Raw genomic sequence first — 15,921 nt, forward strand, 5'->3', positions numbered from 1 at the left:
AGAAACGATTGTGCCCAACAACCGATCAGTAGGGAAAAACTGCCGTGTGCTGTCCTTGATATGTGTTGACGTCGAGGACGATGCTGTCGCGTCCTGCGGTGAGCCATTGCGCGAAAGGTTGTAGCGGACAGGAGAGATAGGCATCTTCGTAATAATCATTGCGGTCGTCATGCGCATTGTGATAGAGTTGCAAACGAAGCAAACGGTGTCCATCAGCGTGCTGGATGATGCCACGAAACGCCCATCCGATGGTGTGATGTCCACTAAAACTCTTAGGGATGCCGAAACGAAGATTGAGAAAAGTCTTACTTTTCCACAGCGACAATAGTTGGATGGGAGCAGTTTGTAGTTGTTGCTCATCCATCACCACGGGAGGAGCGGTGGGAATCCGCACCAATTGTCGCACCTCCACTTGCGTCGACGCCTCTAGACGATGGTAGACCGCCAAGACGCGATAGGTCGTATCAGAGCGGCTACCGCGTATGGAATGCACAGGTTGCAGGGATTCTCCCTCGTCTGTAATCAACTGCGTGACAACACCTTGAGCATTGGTGCGTGCCAGTAGGAGGTCAGAGCGCAAAGCAGGTAAGGGGACTTCGTCTTTACCGCATTGCACGAGCAGCAAACTGCCCACTCCACACAAGATGAGGAGGACAAAGCGAGAGAAAAAGGGCTTTAACGAAGGAAACAACATAGCGTTTTGTGCAAAAGGGACAAAGTGGAGGGCTTATCTCTCGTGTGCTTTGAGGTAATTGTAGAGCGGATTGGCATACATGGTCAGCATGCGTTCGCGCAAATAAGCCTCGTCTTTATTGGGCAACTCGATGAGATCGAGACGGCTTTGCAGATACTTCTCAAAGCGCGCCACATCCTTGGCAGTGTAATGATCGGCAAATCGCTTACCCCCTTCCAAGAGATCGGCAGCTACATAGTTATTGGGATAGAGCTCGTAGCCTGCATGGATGTCGCGATCTATGCGCGCTGCCACTGCTTCGAAGAATTCTTTGGCAGGAAGGTCTTTGTATTCCTCCAACCAATGGTTGATGCAGTCGGCAGTGCGGTAGTGCACGCGACCTTTCTTGCCGAGGATGCCCACGCGCATATTGTCAAGGTCGTCTTGTTTCGACTTCTTGAAGCTAGCATCATCGCGCTTTTGTTGAAATTCCTTGGCTTTCAAGTAGTCGCAAGGGTCATATTCGTAAGAAATCGTGAGCGGAACGACTTGCATGTGGCGAAGGTTCTCATAGTGATTGCCCTCACCCCCGAGGGTCATCATGCGCAACACAGAGGGTTGTGTGTGGTCGCTAGAGTCTTTTGCACGTCCTTCACGCTGAGCGATCCAAATGTTGTCTTGGCGCGTGCCGATGACATAGTGCATATATCGGCTCATGTGCTTGCTCGCCTCCAAGAGTTGACGAGCCGTCACAGAGCGACGCACGAGAAAGCCTTTGTTCATGCGCACAAACTGCTCAATCCAAGGGTGGATCAAGAGGTTGTCACCGATGGCAATTTGGGCAGTATTGGGAAATCCATGGTCAATCAGCAACACATCAAGCATCGCCACATCGAGCACAATGTCGCGGTGGTTGGAGATATAGGTATATCCCGCACGCTTCTCGCGGAGGGCGCTATGATCAAATTTGACACCTTTGGTGGTGCGTCGCATGAGAATGTGCATGGCACGCAGCATGTAACGCTTCTGAAAGCCCAATACGCTGTTCACCCCTAGGAAGGTGAATCGCAAGAAAGCACGAATCCAACTTACGGGCAACCATGGGACGAAGCCACGAAGCACGCGCATGAATAGACGATCGTGGAGCAATGCCTGAAAACTTGGGCGAATCTCGGCATCGGTACGCGACCGGATGTCGTCAAACTCCGCAGGAATATGTTGCATAATTGCGATTTTTTGAGGATACCTTTATTGATATGTTGCAAACACGCGCTTTTTACGCGTATTTCTTTCGATTAGGCAAACTTGCCCTCGATGATTTCTGAAAGCACGTCGGCAATTTCAAACTCTGAAGCACGCACTTGTTGAGGAATGAACGAAGCGGGGGTCATGCCAGGCGTGGTGTTAATTTCGAGCAGATTGATTTGTTCATTGCCCTTCTCGCCCGAGAGGATGTAATCGATGCGAATGATGCCATAGCAATCGAGCTGGCGATAGATGTATTGTGTCATTTCGCTCACACGAGCTGCCGTTTCGGGGGCAATGCGCGCAGGAGTGATTTCGTCGCTCTTGCCTTCGTATTTGGCTTCGTAGTCGAAGAACTCTACGCCCTTCACCACAACTTCCGTGATGGGGAAGGTGACTACTTCGCCATTCTTGCGACGGAAACAGCCACAAGTGATTTCGGTGCCGACCAACAAACGTTCAATCATCACCTCATCACTCTCGTTCATCGCTTTTTCGATGGCAGGAAGCACTTCTGCTTCCGTCTTCACCTTCGTCACACCGAAGGAACTGCCGCCAGCGTTGGGCTTGATGAAGCAGGGAAGCCCTACTCTTTCCACCACCTCGGAGGCTGTGGGCAAAGTCATGCCACGACGCACCATGATGCTATCACTCACATGGAGATTGGGCAGAGAGCGGAGATAATTGTTCAACGCAAATTTGTTGAAGGTCAAAGCCTCTACCAAGACTCCGCTGGTGCTATAAGGAAGACCAATGAGGTCGAAATAACCTTGAAGGATACCATTCTCACCAGGAGCGCCGTGAATGGTGATGTAGGCAAAGTCGAACGTGCGACGCTCGCCTTTGTGGGGGTAAGAGAAGTCGTGGAGATTCATGGGAATCTTCTCGTCTTCTACGAGTACTTGCATGGCATTGCCACGCTGTTCTACGATGTAGCAATCATATTTTTCGGCATCCATGAACGAAAGGATACCTGCTGCGCTGCGCAGCGACACATCATGCTCTGAGGAATCACCTCCGGCAATAATAGCGATTTGCTTCTTCATTGATATATATAGGAATTAGCGATGCGAGATAAGGGAAGGAGAAAGCGAAAATTTCGATTTCTGCTTTAAGATGATGGAGGATTCAACGCCAAGAAGGAGAGGTGCTATCCCCAGAGTGGGGAGATTCAATCCACCAATCGCAAGACTTCAGCGATGAAAGGTGCTAACGGTTTAGAGGTTCTTTTGCAATCCTCCGATATAGGTGCGCCATTTGTCGAGGAGCGCCACTATATCGTCCGCAAGCGGTGAGGTGAAATCCATTTCCTCTCCAGTGGTGGGATGCTGAAATCCAAGCGTCAAGGCATGCAGCACTTGACGGGGACAAAGACTCATGCAGTTGTGGATAAAACTCTTGTACGTTCCGCTGTTGGTACCCCATAGGATTTGGTGTCCACCGTAGCGTTCATCGGCAAAGAGGGGATGCCCGATGTGTTTCATGTGCGCGCGGATTTGGTGCGTACGCCCTGTTTCGAGCACACATTCCACGAGCGTGACATAACCAAAGCGTTCCAACACACGATAGTGCGTCACCGCAGGTTTGCCAATGCCACTATCCACAGGGAAGACTGCCATTTGCATACGATCTTTCGGATTGCGCCCGATGTTTCCTTCGATGCTTCCTTCGTCGGCTTGGACATTGCCCCACACCAAAGCGCGATATTTGCGACGCGTGGTCTTGTGGAAGAACTGCGCACAGAGGTTTGTCTTCGCCTCTGGTGTTTTCGCCACTACGAGTAGCCCACTGGTGTCTTTGTCGATGCGGTGCACCAGTCCCACCGTGGGATCGTTGGGGTCATAGTTGGGATTGTCGCGCAGGTGCCATGCGAGGGCATTGACCAAAGTACCGCTATAATTGCCACAACCTGGGTGCACCACGAGACCAGCAGGCTTGTTGATGACCACCAGTTGGTCGTCTTCGTAAACCACATTGAGGGGAATGTCCTCAGGTTTGATACTACTGTCAAATTTAGGGCGATTGAGCATCAAAGTCACCACGTCATTGGGCTTAACGCGGTAGTTGCTCTTCACGGCACGCCCATTGACATGGATGCAACCAGCTTCGGCAGCCGCTTGGATGCGATTGCGCGAGGTGTCGTGCATGAGATTGATGAGAAACTTATCTACACGCAGAAGCTGTTGTCCTTTGTCGGCTACCACTCGATAGTGTTCATAAAGTTCACCCTCTCCGGAAGTGGCGGTAATTTCCACCTCTTCGCTGGAAGGAGCAGACATTTCGAGTTCGTCAAAATCAAGTTCTTCTTCAAAACTCACGTTTTGCGTCATATCGTTGAGCTAAATGGGATGTATAAATAAGGCGGTCTAGCGATAGACTGCTCTTGGGATAAGCTAAAAGTGTTTACTCTTCTCCCACGAGTGTTGTGGTGTCGCGCGAAAAGTAGAGTCGGTCGAGAGAGTCATTGCCATTAAACTCCTCATCTTCTGCACCATCTCCCACCACTAGGGTGAGGGGGATTTTGACATTTAGGCGTTCGCCAGAGCGCACTTCTCTTCCACGCACTTCAACGGCATAGACCCAGTCGCGGTCACCACGGATGCGACGAATAGGCGTCAAGCGAAATCCGAGAATCTCGAGACGCATACGAGCTTCGCGCAACGAACAGTTGTCGGCAATATCAGGAAGCGCCACAGGACGTGGAGAAGCAGCATTGACCGTGAGATGAATGAGCCGGTTCAACTTGACTTTGTAGCCTGGCAATAGGTCTTGGTCGAGAATGACGTCGGCAAGTTCACGAGGATTGTAGCCGGTGTCCACCACCTCAGCGCGCATGCCCAAAGCCTGAAGTTTGCGAATCGCGACCTCAGCACGCTGTCCACGCACATCGGGCACAGCGACAGTCTCGCCGTGATGCGTATAGAAATGGAGAAAGACAAACAAGCCCACGATGACCACCACAAGGGTGAGTACCATTGCGAGAAGATTTCCCCACAAATAGCGTCCTGTCAGTCTTTGGTAGAATTCTTTGAAGGTCATAACTCTGCAAAGTTACTGCAATATCTCCAATATACAAAATATCACCTCTAGAAAGAAAGCGCAAGTTTTTGATTTTGCAGGGGCAGAAGTAGCAAGTTGTTTTGGCACACTCGGAAAGGGCACAAAAAAAGAGCAACTCTTGCGAGCTGCTCTTGTAGGAGTTGTTCTGTAGAAACAAAGTAGAAGGTTTACTTCTTGCCGTGTACTTCATCAGATACAGTGAGCTTCTTGCGGCCCTTAGCGCGACGAGAAGCCAAAACACGACGACCGTTAGCAGTCGCCATACGCTGACGGAAACCATGCTTGTTGTTTCGCTTGCGATTGTGGGGTTGGAACGTTCTTTTCATTGTTGTTTTATATCGATATTATTATTATTCGTTGGGCAATGACTTGAGCCATCAAAGGATAACTCGGGTCCATTCGAGGTGCAAAGTTAGCACATTTTCTTGGCACAACCAAGAAATCTGCGTATTTTTCACACGCAGAGCCGATTTTCACCCTTTTCTCCGCAGTAAAACGCGGATTTTTGCCTAAAACCTTGCAGAAGCTGCTGCTAGATTATTGTTCTTGCGCAACTAGATTATTGATCTTGCGCAAAACGCTGTGCTTGTTCTGCAATCAACGCTTCGTCGTCGAAGTAGTTGATTTTCATAGCACGACGCACATCTGCCAAGGTGTCGGCTGCTACGGCACGCGCATCTTCGCAACCACGACGGAGCATATCATAGATAGCAGGGATGTCCTTTTGGAACTCTAGGCGACGAGCGCGGATGGGTTCAAGGGTTTCGTTGAGCACTTTCTCAAGAAATTTCTTGCACTTCACATCTCCGAGACCTCCACGCATGTAGTGCGCCTTCATCTCATCGAGATTTGCATAGTCGGGAAGGTAGAGTCCGAAATGCTCATCGCGGCAGAACGCATCGAGATAAGTGAAAACGGTGTTTCCTTCCACGTGTCCAGGATCATTGACAGAGAGGTGAGTGGGGTCGGTGTACATCACCTTCACTTTCTTACCCATTTCCTCAGCCGTCTCAGAGAGGTAGATGCAGTTACCCAAAGACTTAGACATCTTAGCCTTTCCATCAATACCAGGAAGGCGCATGCAAGCCTGATTGTCAGGGAGCATGATATTGGGCTCTACGAGAGTGTCGCCATAGATGTGATTGAAGCGGCGCACGATTTCCGTAGCTTGTTCGATCATGGGGCGTTGGTCTTCCCCCACTGGCACCACGTTGGCACGGAAAGCAGCGATGTCGGCAGCTTGAGAGATGGGATAAGTGAAGAATCCCACGGGGATACTTCCTTCAAATCCGCGCATACCGATTTCGGTCTTCACCGTTGGGTTGCGCTGCAAGCGGCTCACCGTCACCAAATTTTGGAAATAGAAAGCCAACTCACAGAGTTCGGGGATTTGGCTTTGGATAAAAATGGTCACCTTCTCGGGGTCGAGACCGCAAGCAAGGTAGTCAAGCGCGACTTCCACCACATTTTGACGCACCTTCTCAGGATTGTCCGTGTTGTCGGTCAAGGCTTGTGCATCGGCGATGAAGACAAACATCTTGTCGAAGTCGCCTTGGTTTTGGAGTTCTACGCGGCGACGGAGCGAACCCACGTAGTGTCCGATGTGAAGACGACCAGTGGGACGGTCGCCCGTTAGCATGATTTTGGGAGTTGCCATAGGGTTGTATTCTTTTCTTTGGCTGCAAAATTACAATTTTTGAGCGGATTGACCAACTAGCAGGACAGAATTGCCCTAGCTTTAGCACTCGATGGTCAGTCCGTCATAGGCGAAGCGCACCCCTTCGGGCAGTTGTTCGTCCATCTCGGCTTGTTTGCCTGCCGTGTGGCACATGTGGATGAAATAGGTGTGTTCGGCACCCACTGCCCTACTAAATTCGATCGCCTCATCAATGGTCTGGTGCGTGGCATGCACCTCGTGGCGGAGTGCACTCACCACAAGGGTTTTCACCCCTGCGAGCTTCTCCATCTGCTCTTCCCCTAGCCTCGACATATCGGTGAGATAAGCCAGCGATCCCATGCGAAATCCGAGGATGGGCAATTTGCCATGATACACCCGAATGGGCACAATCTCATTGTCACCGATGGTGATGGACTGCTCCACATCCAGATGGTTCATCGTGAGTTTGGGCGCACCAGGATAATGCTTCGCGCCAAACACATAGCCCATGTGGTTGGTGATGGCACTTGCCACGTTGGGTTCTGCCCAAACATCGATGGAATGGAAGTAGCTAAAGGGACGGAGGTCGTCCAATCCTGCCACATGATCGAAATGCTCGTGGGTGAGCAGCACCGCTTCTATGCAGGGCATGGCATAATCAAAGCGAGGAGCTTCGTGTAGTCCCATCTTGCGCGCTTGTTCGTCGCTCATTTCGCTCATCTTGCGCACAGAATAAGGTACTGACGTGTCGGCGTTGTAGGGATGCTCTGCAATAAATCGGAGCATCTGTGTGCGAAAGTCAGGACCACAATCCAAGAGAATGAGTCGATGGTCATCTGTTTCGACCAATGCGGAGCAGCGCAGGCGTTTGTCTCTCTGATCTTCCGACCGACAAACTTCGCATGAGCAGCCCATTTGTGGGACACCGATAGAAGTGCCCGTGCCTAAGAAATGAAGTTTCATACTTCTTTATGCTGATTTTAAACGCGAAGTTACGCATTTCCCCTCTAGAATTCAAGACTATCTGAACTGAAATGTGTATCTTTGTAGGCTCTCTTCTCGTAAACAGGCGCTATGCCGCTTAAGATTGTCCCAGAACTAGAGATGAACCCCACGAAGAGAGGGGCGCACTCTTCTCCATCCTTACCCCGACACTCCTTTATGGCTTTGAACTCCTCTTCTACCGATGCCACTACCCTCCTTTCCAACTACTCCTATCGCGACATTTGGAAGATTGCTTTTCCCGTGCTCATCAGTGCGCTGGTGGAGCAATTAGTCGGCATGACCGACACCGCCTTCCTGGGGCGCGTGGGGGAAATCGAATTAGGTGCATCTGCCTTAGGTGGCATCTTCTTCATCGTGGTGTTTATGCTCATCTTGGGCTTTTGTTCGGGCGCACAAATCTTGATGGGTCGTCGCAATGGCGAGCAGAACTACCAAGACATTGGTGTGGTGTTCTATCACAGTCTAGCGTTTCTCAGCGTCACTTCCACAGTAATTCTGATTATCATCCAAACCTCAGGTCCCTATCTGCTGTCTCGCGTCATCAGTAATCCTCAAGTCTACGAAGCCGCTTGGACCTATCTGGAGTGGCGCATGTGGGGCATCTACTTCAGCATGGTGGCTTGTCTGTTTCGCGCGTTCTTCGTCGCCACTACTCAGACGGGCACCCTCAAGTTCAACTCCATCGTGATGGTGCTGAGCAATGTGGTGTTCGACTACTTGCTCATTTTTGGTCACTTCGGATTTCCCCAACTCGGCATCGCTGGAGCTGCCATCGCCTCTTCGATGGCAAGCGGATTTTCTATGCTCTTTTTCATCGGCTATACGTGGTGGAAAGTGGATTATCACAAATTTGCCCTCCACCGCTTGCCCAAGTTTAAGTGGCGTCTACTGGGCAAGATGCTCAATATCTCCATTTGGACGATGGTGCAAAACTTCCTTTCGCTCACCACATGGTTCGTCTTCTTCATCGCCGTGGAGCATTTGGGCTCTCGCGAACTGGCAGCCACCAACGTGATGCGAGCTATCTCCAACTTCATGTTCGTCACCCTTGTGGCGTTTGCCTCCACTGCCTCCACCCTCACCTCCAACCTTCTCGGAGCTGACCATCGTGAAGCCGTAGTGCCCATGATCAAACGCGCCACCCTCATGGCAGTAGTGTCCATCGTGCCCTTGTGGATGCTCCTGTGGATATTCCCAGTGCCCATCGTGGGCATCTTCACCAACGAAGCTCCCACCATAGCGGCTTGCATCGAGCCCTTGCGCGTGTTGAGTGTGAGTTCTACCTTGCTCGTTCCTGGCTTCATTCTCTTCAGTTGCATCTCAGGTTCGGGCAACACGCGCTCTGCCCTCGTCATCGAACTTATTGCCCTATTCTTCTATGTAGGTTTCATCAGTTATGTCGTGTTCTATTTGCGTTGCAGCCTCACCGTGGCTTGGTGTGCCGAGCTTTTCTATTCGCTCACCTTGCTTCTGGGATCTTTCCTTTATATGCGTCGTGGCACGTGGCTCAACAAGAAAATATAGTCTTCACGACTCGTGTGAGAGTGCTATCGCATAGCGTGTTTTTCCGAGAAGGTAATTGCCGTTTTATCTTCCTTCTCTCTACGAACAACGTCCGTGTCAAGTTATCATACCTTGACACGGACGTTGCTATTTTCCTTTTCTCCGACTCGTCTCCACTTCTCCACCTCTCCCTTGCCAGAAATAAAACGTCGGAGATTTCTAAAATTATCTCCCACGTTTTTCCAAAAATCTCCCACGTTTTTTCAAAAAACTCCCACGTTTTCTCATTTATATCGGAGATTTTTCCAATCCCTTTCCAACTATATAGTTCCGCACAAGTCTGCAATTATTTCTTCTAGCTTGACTTTTTTCTGATTTCATCTTGGCTTTTCAGCTGCGATAATAGAATAATTTTGCAAGGAATCAACCTCTTATCCACATAAAAGTCAGCAAACGTCTGGAAAAACAAAAAAAAACATGTATATTTGCCCTTAAGTTCTAGATAGCCCTGAACTTCTTATTCAAATCTACCACAAAAAGAAACAACATTATACCATAAAAGTAATCTATTTGTCCATGAATAGAAAATCTACAACGATGGCGCTCACCGCCGCCCTACTCACACTTGCCCTGCAAATACCTGCTGCCAAGGCGCAAAGTGTGATTTTCCCACAAACGCAACAAGCTGGCACAGCACTTCTCGAACATAGCGGAAGCAACTTTGTGCTGAAAAATCAGCTCCTCACAGCCACTTTCACACTGCAAGGTCAGCAACTTCGCTTCGGAGGATGCCCAGAAATGGACCTTAAAGCAGGCACAGAACTCTTTGAACTACGTCTCGGCAACGGTAGTCAAGTGATCAAGTCGTCTGAAATGACACTCGTGGGTGGTGTAAAAGAAATCAACTACACAGCCAACGATAAAGCCACTCGTGGTGCTGAAAAACTTGCAGGAAAAGCCATCGAAGCAACCTTCACCAAAGACAAACTCACAGTGACATGGCGCGCTATCCTCAGAGATGGTAGCCACTACATTCGCACCGAAATCGAACTCAAGGCGTCCGATAACGTGAAAATGAATGCTGTGCTTCCCATGCTCTACGAAGTGGATGCCGTGAAAGCCAAGACCACTCCCAAAGTTGTGGGCAACACGCGCGGTGCTGTGCTGCTTAGCGACAAAATCTTTGCCGGACTAGAAACGCCTACGGGCAAAAACTCTGTCGGTGGCTTGGAGACTATGGGGGAATTTTCACCCAACTCATGGACTGACCAGTCGTTTTCATGGACACCTGGTGAGGCTGCTCCCCAAGAATTGCTAAAACAATTTAAGGCTGAAGAGATTGCAGGCACTCGAGGCTATGTAAATTTCAAAGAAAAGGGCGAACAGCATTTCACTTTCACCTACAAAGGAGGAACCCATCGTCTCAACATTATTGGTGTGGACGCTGTCAACCTTAAGGGCGAAGTGGTGGCAAAGGATTATCACAAGGGATTTGCAGGTGGCAGCCACGGGCAAAACAAATATACGCTCAACATTCCCGAAGCTGGGGTCTACACTCTTCGCTATTTTGCAGAGACCAAGACTGAGACAATCACTTCCAACGGACAGATTTCGCTCTCCAAGCCTCTAGGCAAAGTGGTGGTGGTGAATGATTTGCTACCAGGTTCGGCACTTCAATACAAGAAGGCTGAGAAAGGAGCAGCTCCCACGGAAACCGCCAAAGAAGGTAGCCGAACCATGGGGGAAGATGCTTCATTCAATACTAAGTGGACAGTGGCTGATTGGAAACCCGTGACGCACTACCCCTCACGTGTAGGAGAGTTGGGCTATGAGGCTAACCACACACGACAAATAGAAATACCTGTATATTTCACCGCACTTGGTGTCATGACTACAGAGTTCCAATATAAGAGTGGAAATCACGCTCTCAACCTCGTGGGTGTCGACCTCCTTGATGCCGAAGGAAAAGCGGTAGCTTATGATTATCACAAAGGAAAGACAGGAACTCAAAACAATCGTAATACTTTCCAATTTAATGTCCCCTTTGCAGGCAACTATACCCTTCGCTTCTTGGCGCAAAGCAAAGATGAGACCATCGAATCAAACGGTGTAATCAACGTAACTCTGCAACAAACCGACACTTTACACCTAGCAGCTGCCGAGAGTGTGGCTTTGCAAGGATTGTGGAGCCGCAACACCACACTTCTTCCTTCACAACCTTGGAAAGTGAGTGCTGTAGTGGGATTGGTGGCTAAAGATCAGCCTCGTCGTTCATTCCTTGCCTATAGTGAGCGCGAGCGTGCAGTGCCCTGGCGTGCTATGCCTGCCTACATCTCATGGTACGAACTGAATATCGATCGCAACAATGACCGCAACTACACGGGCAATATGCACGACTATCAGTGCGAAGATGTGATGCGCGAATGGAAAAAACAACTTTACGACCGCTATAAAACGAACGTAAACTCTTTTGTTTGGGACGATGGTTGGGATTTTTATGGACCATGGACTTTTAATAAGAACTTCCCCAACGGATTTGCAGAAACCGACCGACTGGCTCGGTCTATGGGCTCGGGCATCGGTGCTTGGCTCGGTCCTGTAGGTGGCTATGGACAGAGTGGAAACTACCGCCGTGCTTACTGGAATGGTAAAGGCGGCATGCAACTCTCTAATCCAGCCTACTATAAGGCGTTCACCGATGCTATTACCGACCTTTGCAACAAGCGCGGCTACGACTTCCGCTTCTTCAAGTTTGATGGCATCAGTGACCTCTTCTCTGCCACAGGACCTAAGAACGATGCAAACGGCGATGAGAATGCAGAAGGTATCATCAATGCAGAACGCATGGTGCGCGAAACCATCAAGCCCGACATCTTCTTCAACACCACTGTGGGCACATGGGCTTCTCCCTTCTGGTTCCACTACACCGATGCAGTGTGGCGTCAAGAGAATGACTATGGAGAAATCGGTAACCAAGGTACGGACCGTGAAAAGTGGATTACCTATCGCGACCGCTTGGTGTATCAAAACTTCGTGCAAAACTCTCCTATCTGCCCCATCAACACCTTGATGACACACGGATTCATCCTCTCCGACTTTGGCAATGTCTCTAAGTCGCGTGACTATGACGGCATCGTGCGCGAATTGCGTTGTGCCTTCGCTTGTGGTTCGGGCATGGTGGAACTCTACAACGACTACGCTTTGATGAATCGCATCAACGGTGGACGTCTATGGGGCGACCTCGCCGAGTGCTTGCAATGGCAAAAGAACAATGCCGACGTGTTGCCCGACGCACACTGGGTAGGCGGAAATCCTTGGACGGGTTCTAAAGCGGAAGTCTACGGTTGGGCTTCTTGGAATGGACCGAAAGCCACCCTCGCACTGCGCAATCCCGCTACTACACCACAAGTGTTCAAAACCACTTTGCGCAAAGCCCTCGAAGTGCCCGCACACGTGACAGACACCTACATCTTTACCAAGGCTTTCGGTAATCAAGCCACACTTGAGGGTTTCCAAGAAGGACAAGCTATCAATCTCGACACCGAACTCACACTTACACTCCCTGCATCTTCTGTATTTGTGTTTGACGGACGCGATAGTAAAGTTCCAGCGGTTGCCACCACAGGCATCAGCTTTGAGAATGCTCCTGTGGAAGTGGCTCCTGGACAGCACAAAGCTCTCGTGTGGTTCTTGGCTCCCACCAATGCTACAGACAAGTCTTTGCAGTGGACTTCTGAAAATCCCGAAATCGCTACGATTAAAGATGGTGTGGTCTACGGCGTGAAGGAAGGTGAAGCAACCCTCAAAGTCACTACTTCTGGTGGACAGTCAGCCACTATCAAAGTGCAGGTGAAGAAACCTCTCTATGCCCTCAACTTTGATGCCAATGCCAATACGACAAACAAAGGACGCGAACTCAAAAATTTAGTGTTCACCCTTGCTGATGGCAAGAAGATGACCTACACAATGCCCAGCAACAAGAAGGCTTATGTGGATTTGACCACCGATGCTGCTCAATACCTCAAAGTAGAAGAGGGTGGTACTCTGGTGACTTCTCAAGTGAACTGGCAAGGTAGCTGGATGCACGCATACTTCTATCTCGATGCTGACCAAAGCGGACAATTTGAAGTGGAGAAAATTTCCGACCCCGAACTTGTGGCTTGCAGCTACTACCACAACGAACAAAAGAATGCTGAGGGAGTGAGCGCACAATCCAACAACAACCCGGGCATGTCGAAAGAGTTCAGCTTCAAGGCTCCCGAAAAGGCTGGACGCTATCGCCTTCGTTTCAAGATTGACTGGGACAACATTGACGCAGGCGGTTCTATCGCTGAGGGCAATTCGCTCTTGAGCAACGATGGTAAAGTGGTGGATATCCTAGTCGAAGTGGTGAATCCCTCTGGCATTAAGACTAACACAGCGAATGCTACCACAACGACTCAAACTTACAACCTTTCTGGTCGCCAAACCTCTACCCCCGACCATGGTGTTTACATCGTGAATGGTCGTAAAGTGGTGAAATAACTTGCGTCACTCATCACCTTCTACTCTCCCCTTATTCCGCAGAGACGGAATGAGGGGAGATTTTTGTGTCTTCATTCCTTTCCTACTTGCCCAGAGCAGGCGTTTCTCATTCGAGATATGGTATTGTCCAAAAAAGGAGGTGACCTTAAACAGAATTGGAGTTAATAATAAAAACGTCATTCAATTATAATAAGACCCCCCTCATTATAATACTATAATGAGGGGGGAATATCTGGTAGAAGCCGCCCGAAGCGTAACATCTCCCTATATATAATATCGCGAAAATAGCGAAAACTCCGCGAACCACCAAGTAATTTGCGGAGCTACTGCTTTCTTACCTTGTAATTTGCCCCAAGAACCTGTACACATTGACGTTCTCTAGCAACTCTTCGTGGTTGTGGTTAGTGTGAGTCGTGATAAGCTCCATGCCGTGGAAGTGGTCATCTCGTAACCCTCTAACAACGGAGAAAATGCGCTCTGACAACTCGAAGGCTGCCAAGTGGGAACAATACGAAAGGGATTGGGATAGATACTACCTGCAATATCGCACGGTGGAGATAGTCATGTCCGCGAGTATGTATTACCGACGATTGCTTTGAAAACGGAGGAGCTATAACAGAAAAGCAAATTGATGATAGAACAAATGCTATATGGAATAGTCCAGAGTATCTTCACGACTATGTACTGGGTTATCAAGGGTGAACTAAGAATATACAAGAAGCCATAGTAAGTTGTACTATGGCTTCAGGTTCTGCAGGGTATCCCCTGCTTTCAATGGTTTTCGTTACGCTCCCACGTTGCAAAGTTAGAAAAAGCTCCGCGAACCACCAAGTGATTTGCGGAGTTTTTTCCGAGTAAGACACTATTTACTAAAGAGATACTTCATAACAAAGTAGAAAAGCACTCAAGGCAGCACTTAGACATGCAGTAGTCAGTTCGCCATTCCTTGAGAGCCTTTCTTGTTGCAAATATAAAAACAACTCCGCAAACCACCAAGTGATTTGCGGAGTTGTTCTTTACCCGTGTGTAATTTCCCCAAGAACCTATATACATCGATGTTCTCCAGCAACTCTTCGTGGTTGTGGTTGGTGTGGGTCGTGATAAGCTCCTTGCCGTGGAAGTGCTCACCTCGTAACCCTCTAACACCGGAGCAAATGCGATCTGACAACTCAAAGGCTGCCAAGTGGGAGCAATACGAAAGGGATGAGGATAGATACTACCTGCAATATCGCACGGTGGGAGATAGTCATGTCCGCGAAGAGCACGCTGCACTCAAGGGTACGGCCTTGCCAGTCTCGCACCTATTCTGGGACACTCATTTCCAAACTAATGGATGGAATTGTCGCTGTTTGGCGGTGCAGGTGCGCAACTCTTCTCACGAGCAGACATCCGAGGAGGAACTGTCTAAGCGCACCAAGGCTCTAGCTGAGCAGCAGGCAAAGAGTAAGGCAAGAGTGGGATATTTCGTTTTAATTCTGACAAGCAACGCAAGGTATTTCCCGACTACAATCCCTACACTATCAAGCGATGTAACGACTGCGACTTAGCAAGAGGCAAGGGTTCTTTAACCTTTCTACCCAATAGCGAAAATTGCGCTGGGTGCAAGCTCTTAAAAAATTGTTTCAACGACAAAACTAAAGACATATTTGGGAAGCTGCGCAAACACTACAAGAAAGAAATGATGCAAACGCTAAATAAGAAGACTGTAAAAAGAAAAATTACCGAGAATAGTTCAGAATCAGACCCTAAGATAAAACAGAAGCCTCAGTAATGCGATATAACGATTTCTATCGTCATGAAGGGAATAGACCACATGATTAACGATTTGCACAGGGCTTATAAAAAATACGAGGAAGATAGGACTATTCCTTTTTATTGCTGTCCGGTAAAAGTTTAGCCACAGCAAATTTGTTTTCTGACCTCCGCTAAACAGGTTGATTCATCTTACCTCATCTAAAGTTCCCCTTTTTCTGTTCTTCGCAAGCGCTTTTCTAGCGTACAGCCGTTGTATACGAAGATCCGATACACGAAAATCAATAGACTTCGCCATACTCTAAGGCTCTCAGAGACTAAAAGTACACATTTGGTCACATCTCGTGTCTTCCATTCTCTCGTTTTAGCGGACAGCCGATGAATGATAGTCGGAAATAGGGGCTTACTATTCTAGAAAGAAATCCGCAACGCCTTTTGATGGGCGTTGCGGATAGGAAAATCGTGTCATTTTGAAGTTTAGCGGACAGCAATAATTCCTTTT

11 protein-coding genes are annotated in these 15,921 nt (G+C 49.0%); 3 read left to right on the forward strand and 8 right to left on the reverse strand.

What is annotated here, in order from left to right:
- Nucleotides 1-25: 25 nt before the first annotated feature.
- From BQ2633_RS03570 to BQ2633_RS03605, 8 genes are all read right to left on the reverse strand, one after another.
- Nucleotides 26-694, reverse strand: a complete 669-nt coding sequence (locus BQ2633_RS03570; RefSeq protein WP_075565154.1) for a NigD1/NigD2 family lipoprotein — start codon at nucleotides 692-694, stop codon at nucleotides 26-28.
- A gap of 33 nt (nucleotides 695-727) precedes the next feature.
- The gene (locus BQ2633_RS03575; RefSeq protein WP_075565156.1) at nucleotides 728-1,897 is read right to left on the reverse strand and encodes a 1-acyl-sn-glycerol-3-phosphate acyltransferase; all 1,170 of its coding nucleotides are present in this window, start codon (nucleotides 1,895-1,897) and stop codon (nucleotides 728-730) included.
- 71 nt (nucleotides 1,898-1,968) lie between these two features.
- Nucleotides 1,969-2,964, reverse strand: coding sequence for a D-alanine--D-alanine ligase (locus BQ2633_RS03580; protein ID WP_075565158.1), 996 nt, complete (start codon nucleotides 2,962-2,964; stop codon nucleotides 1,969-1,971).
- Nucleotides 2,965-3,135: 171 nt separating this feature from the next.
- Nucleotides 3,136-4,248, reverse strand: coding sequence for an RluA family pseudouridine synthase (locus tag BQ2633_RS03585; protein WP_141700125.1), 1,113 nt, complete (start codon nucleotides 4,246-4,248; stop codon nucleotides 3,136-3,138).
- Nucleotides 4,249-4,321: 73 nt separating this feature from the next.
- Entirely contained in the window at nucleotides 4,322-4,957 is a 636-nt protein-coding gene (locus BQ2633_RS03590) for a PASTA domain-containing protein (RefSeq protein WP_075565160.1), read from the reverse strand.
- A gap of 188 nt (nucleotides 4,958-5,145) precedes the next feature.
- Nucleotides 5,146-5,304 carry a 50S ribosomal protein L34 gene (gene rpmH / locus BQ2633_RS03595; RefSeq protein ID WP_009437314.1) on the reverse strand — a complete coding sequence of 53 codons (159 nt, stop codon included), beginning with the start codon at nucleotides 5,302-5,304 and terminating at the stop codon, nucleotides 5,146-5,148.
- A 233-nt stretch (nucleotides 5,305-5,537) separates the two neighbouring features.
- Entirely contained in the window at nucleotides 5,538-6,635 is a 1,098-nt protein-coding gene (gene trpS, locus BQ2633_RS03600) for a tryptophan--tRNA ligase (RefSeq protein WP_075565161.1), read from the reverse strand.
- An 81-nt stretch (nucleotides 6,636-6,716) separates the two neighbouring features.
- Nucleotides 6,717-7,598 (reverse strand): MBL fold metallo-hydrolase, encoded by an 882-nt coding sequence (locus BQ2633_RS03605; RefSeq protein WP_083233929.1) that lies wholly within the window; start codon nucleotides 7,596-7,598, stop codon nucleotides 6,717-6,719.
- A gap of 111 nt (nucleotides 7,599-7,709) precedes the next feature.
- On the opposite strand from BQ2633_RS03605, the gene BQ2633_RS03610 reads away from it, so the two are divergent.
- The 3 genes from BQ2633_RS03610 to BQ2633_RS03625 all read left to right on the forward strand — a co-directional run bounded on the left by BQ2633_RS03610 (nucleotide 7,710) and on the right by BQ2633_RS03625 (nucleotide 15,214).
- Entirely contained in the window at nucleotides 7,710-9,164 is a 1,455-nt protein-coding gene (locus BQ2633_RS03610; protein ID WP_346048092.1) for an MATE family efflux transporter, read from the forward strand.
- Nucleotides 9,165-9,719: 555 nt separating this feature from the next.
- Complete coding sequence (locus tag BQ2633_RS03620; protein ID WP_083233930.1) at nucleotides 9,720-13,667, forward strand: Ig-like domain-containing protein; 3,948 nt, start codon at nucleotides 9,720-9,722, stop codon at nucleotides 13,665-13,667.
- 1,154 nt (nucleotides 13,668-14,821) lie between these two features.
- On the forward strand, nucleotides 14,822-15,214 hold the full coding sequence (locus BQ2633_RS03625; protein WP_075565171.1) for a phage minor head protein: 393 nt from the start codon (nucleotides 14,822-14,824) through the stop codon (nucleotides 15,212-15,214).
- Nucleotides 15,215-15,921 lie beyond the last annotated feature (707 nt).

The organism is Ihuprevotella massiliensis (genome assembly GCA_900095835.1).
GTDB lineage: Bacteria > Bacteroidota > Bacteroidia > Bacteroidales > Bacteroidaceae > Alloprevotella > Alloprevotella massiliensis.

What these genes read in the sequence shown, in the direction of transcription:
- BQ2633_RS03570 (WP_075565154.1), bottom strand. Translation starts at nt 694, where the DNA reads ATGTTGTTTCCTTCGTTAAAGCCCTTTTTCTCTCGCTTTGTCCTCCTC.
- BQ2633_RS03575 (WP_075565156.1), bottom strand. Translation starts at nt 1,897, where the DNA reads ATGCAACATATTCCTGCGGAGTTTGACGACATCCGGTCGCGTACCGAT.
- BQ2633_RS03580 (WP_075565158.1), bottom strand. Translation starts at nt 2,964, where the DNA reads ATGAAGAAGCAAATCGCTATTATTGCCGGAGGTGATTCCTCAGAGCAT.
- BQ2633_RS03585 (WP_141700125.1), bottom strand. Translation starts at nt 4,248, where the DNA reads ATGACGCAAAACGTGAGTTTTGAAGAAGAACTTGATTTTGACGAACTC.
- BQ2633_RS03590 (WP_075565160.1), bottom strand. Translation starts at nt 4,957, where the DNA reads ATGACCTTCAAAGAATTCTACCAAAGACTGACAGGACGCTATTTGTGG.
- rpmH (WP_009437314.1), bottom strand. Translation starts at nt 5,304, where the DNA reads ATGAAAAGAACGTTCCAACCCCACAATCGCAAGCGAAACAACAAGCAT.
- trpS (WP_075565161.1), bottom strand. Translation starts at nt 6,635, where the DNA reads ATGGCAACTCCCAAAATCATGCTAACGGGCGACCGTCCCACTGGTCGT.
- BQ2633_RS03605 (WP_083233929.1), bottom strand. Translation starts at nt 7,598, where the DNA reads ATGAAACTTCATTTCTTAGGCACGGGCACTTCTATCGGTGTCCCACAA.
- BQ2633_RS03610 (WP_346048092.1), top strand. Translation starts at nt 7,710, where the DNA reads ATGCCGCTTAAGATTGTCCCAGAACTAGAGATGAACCCCACGAAGAGA.
- BQ2633_RS03620 (WP_083233930.1), top strand. Translation starts at nt 9,720, where the DNA reads ATGAATAGAAAATCTACAACGATGGCGCTCACCGCCGCCCTACTCACA.
- BQ2633_RS03625 (WP_075565171.1), top strand. Translation starts at nt 14,822, where the DNA reads ATGCGATCTGACAACTCAAAGGCTGCCAAGTGGGAGCAATACGAAAGG.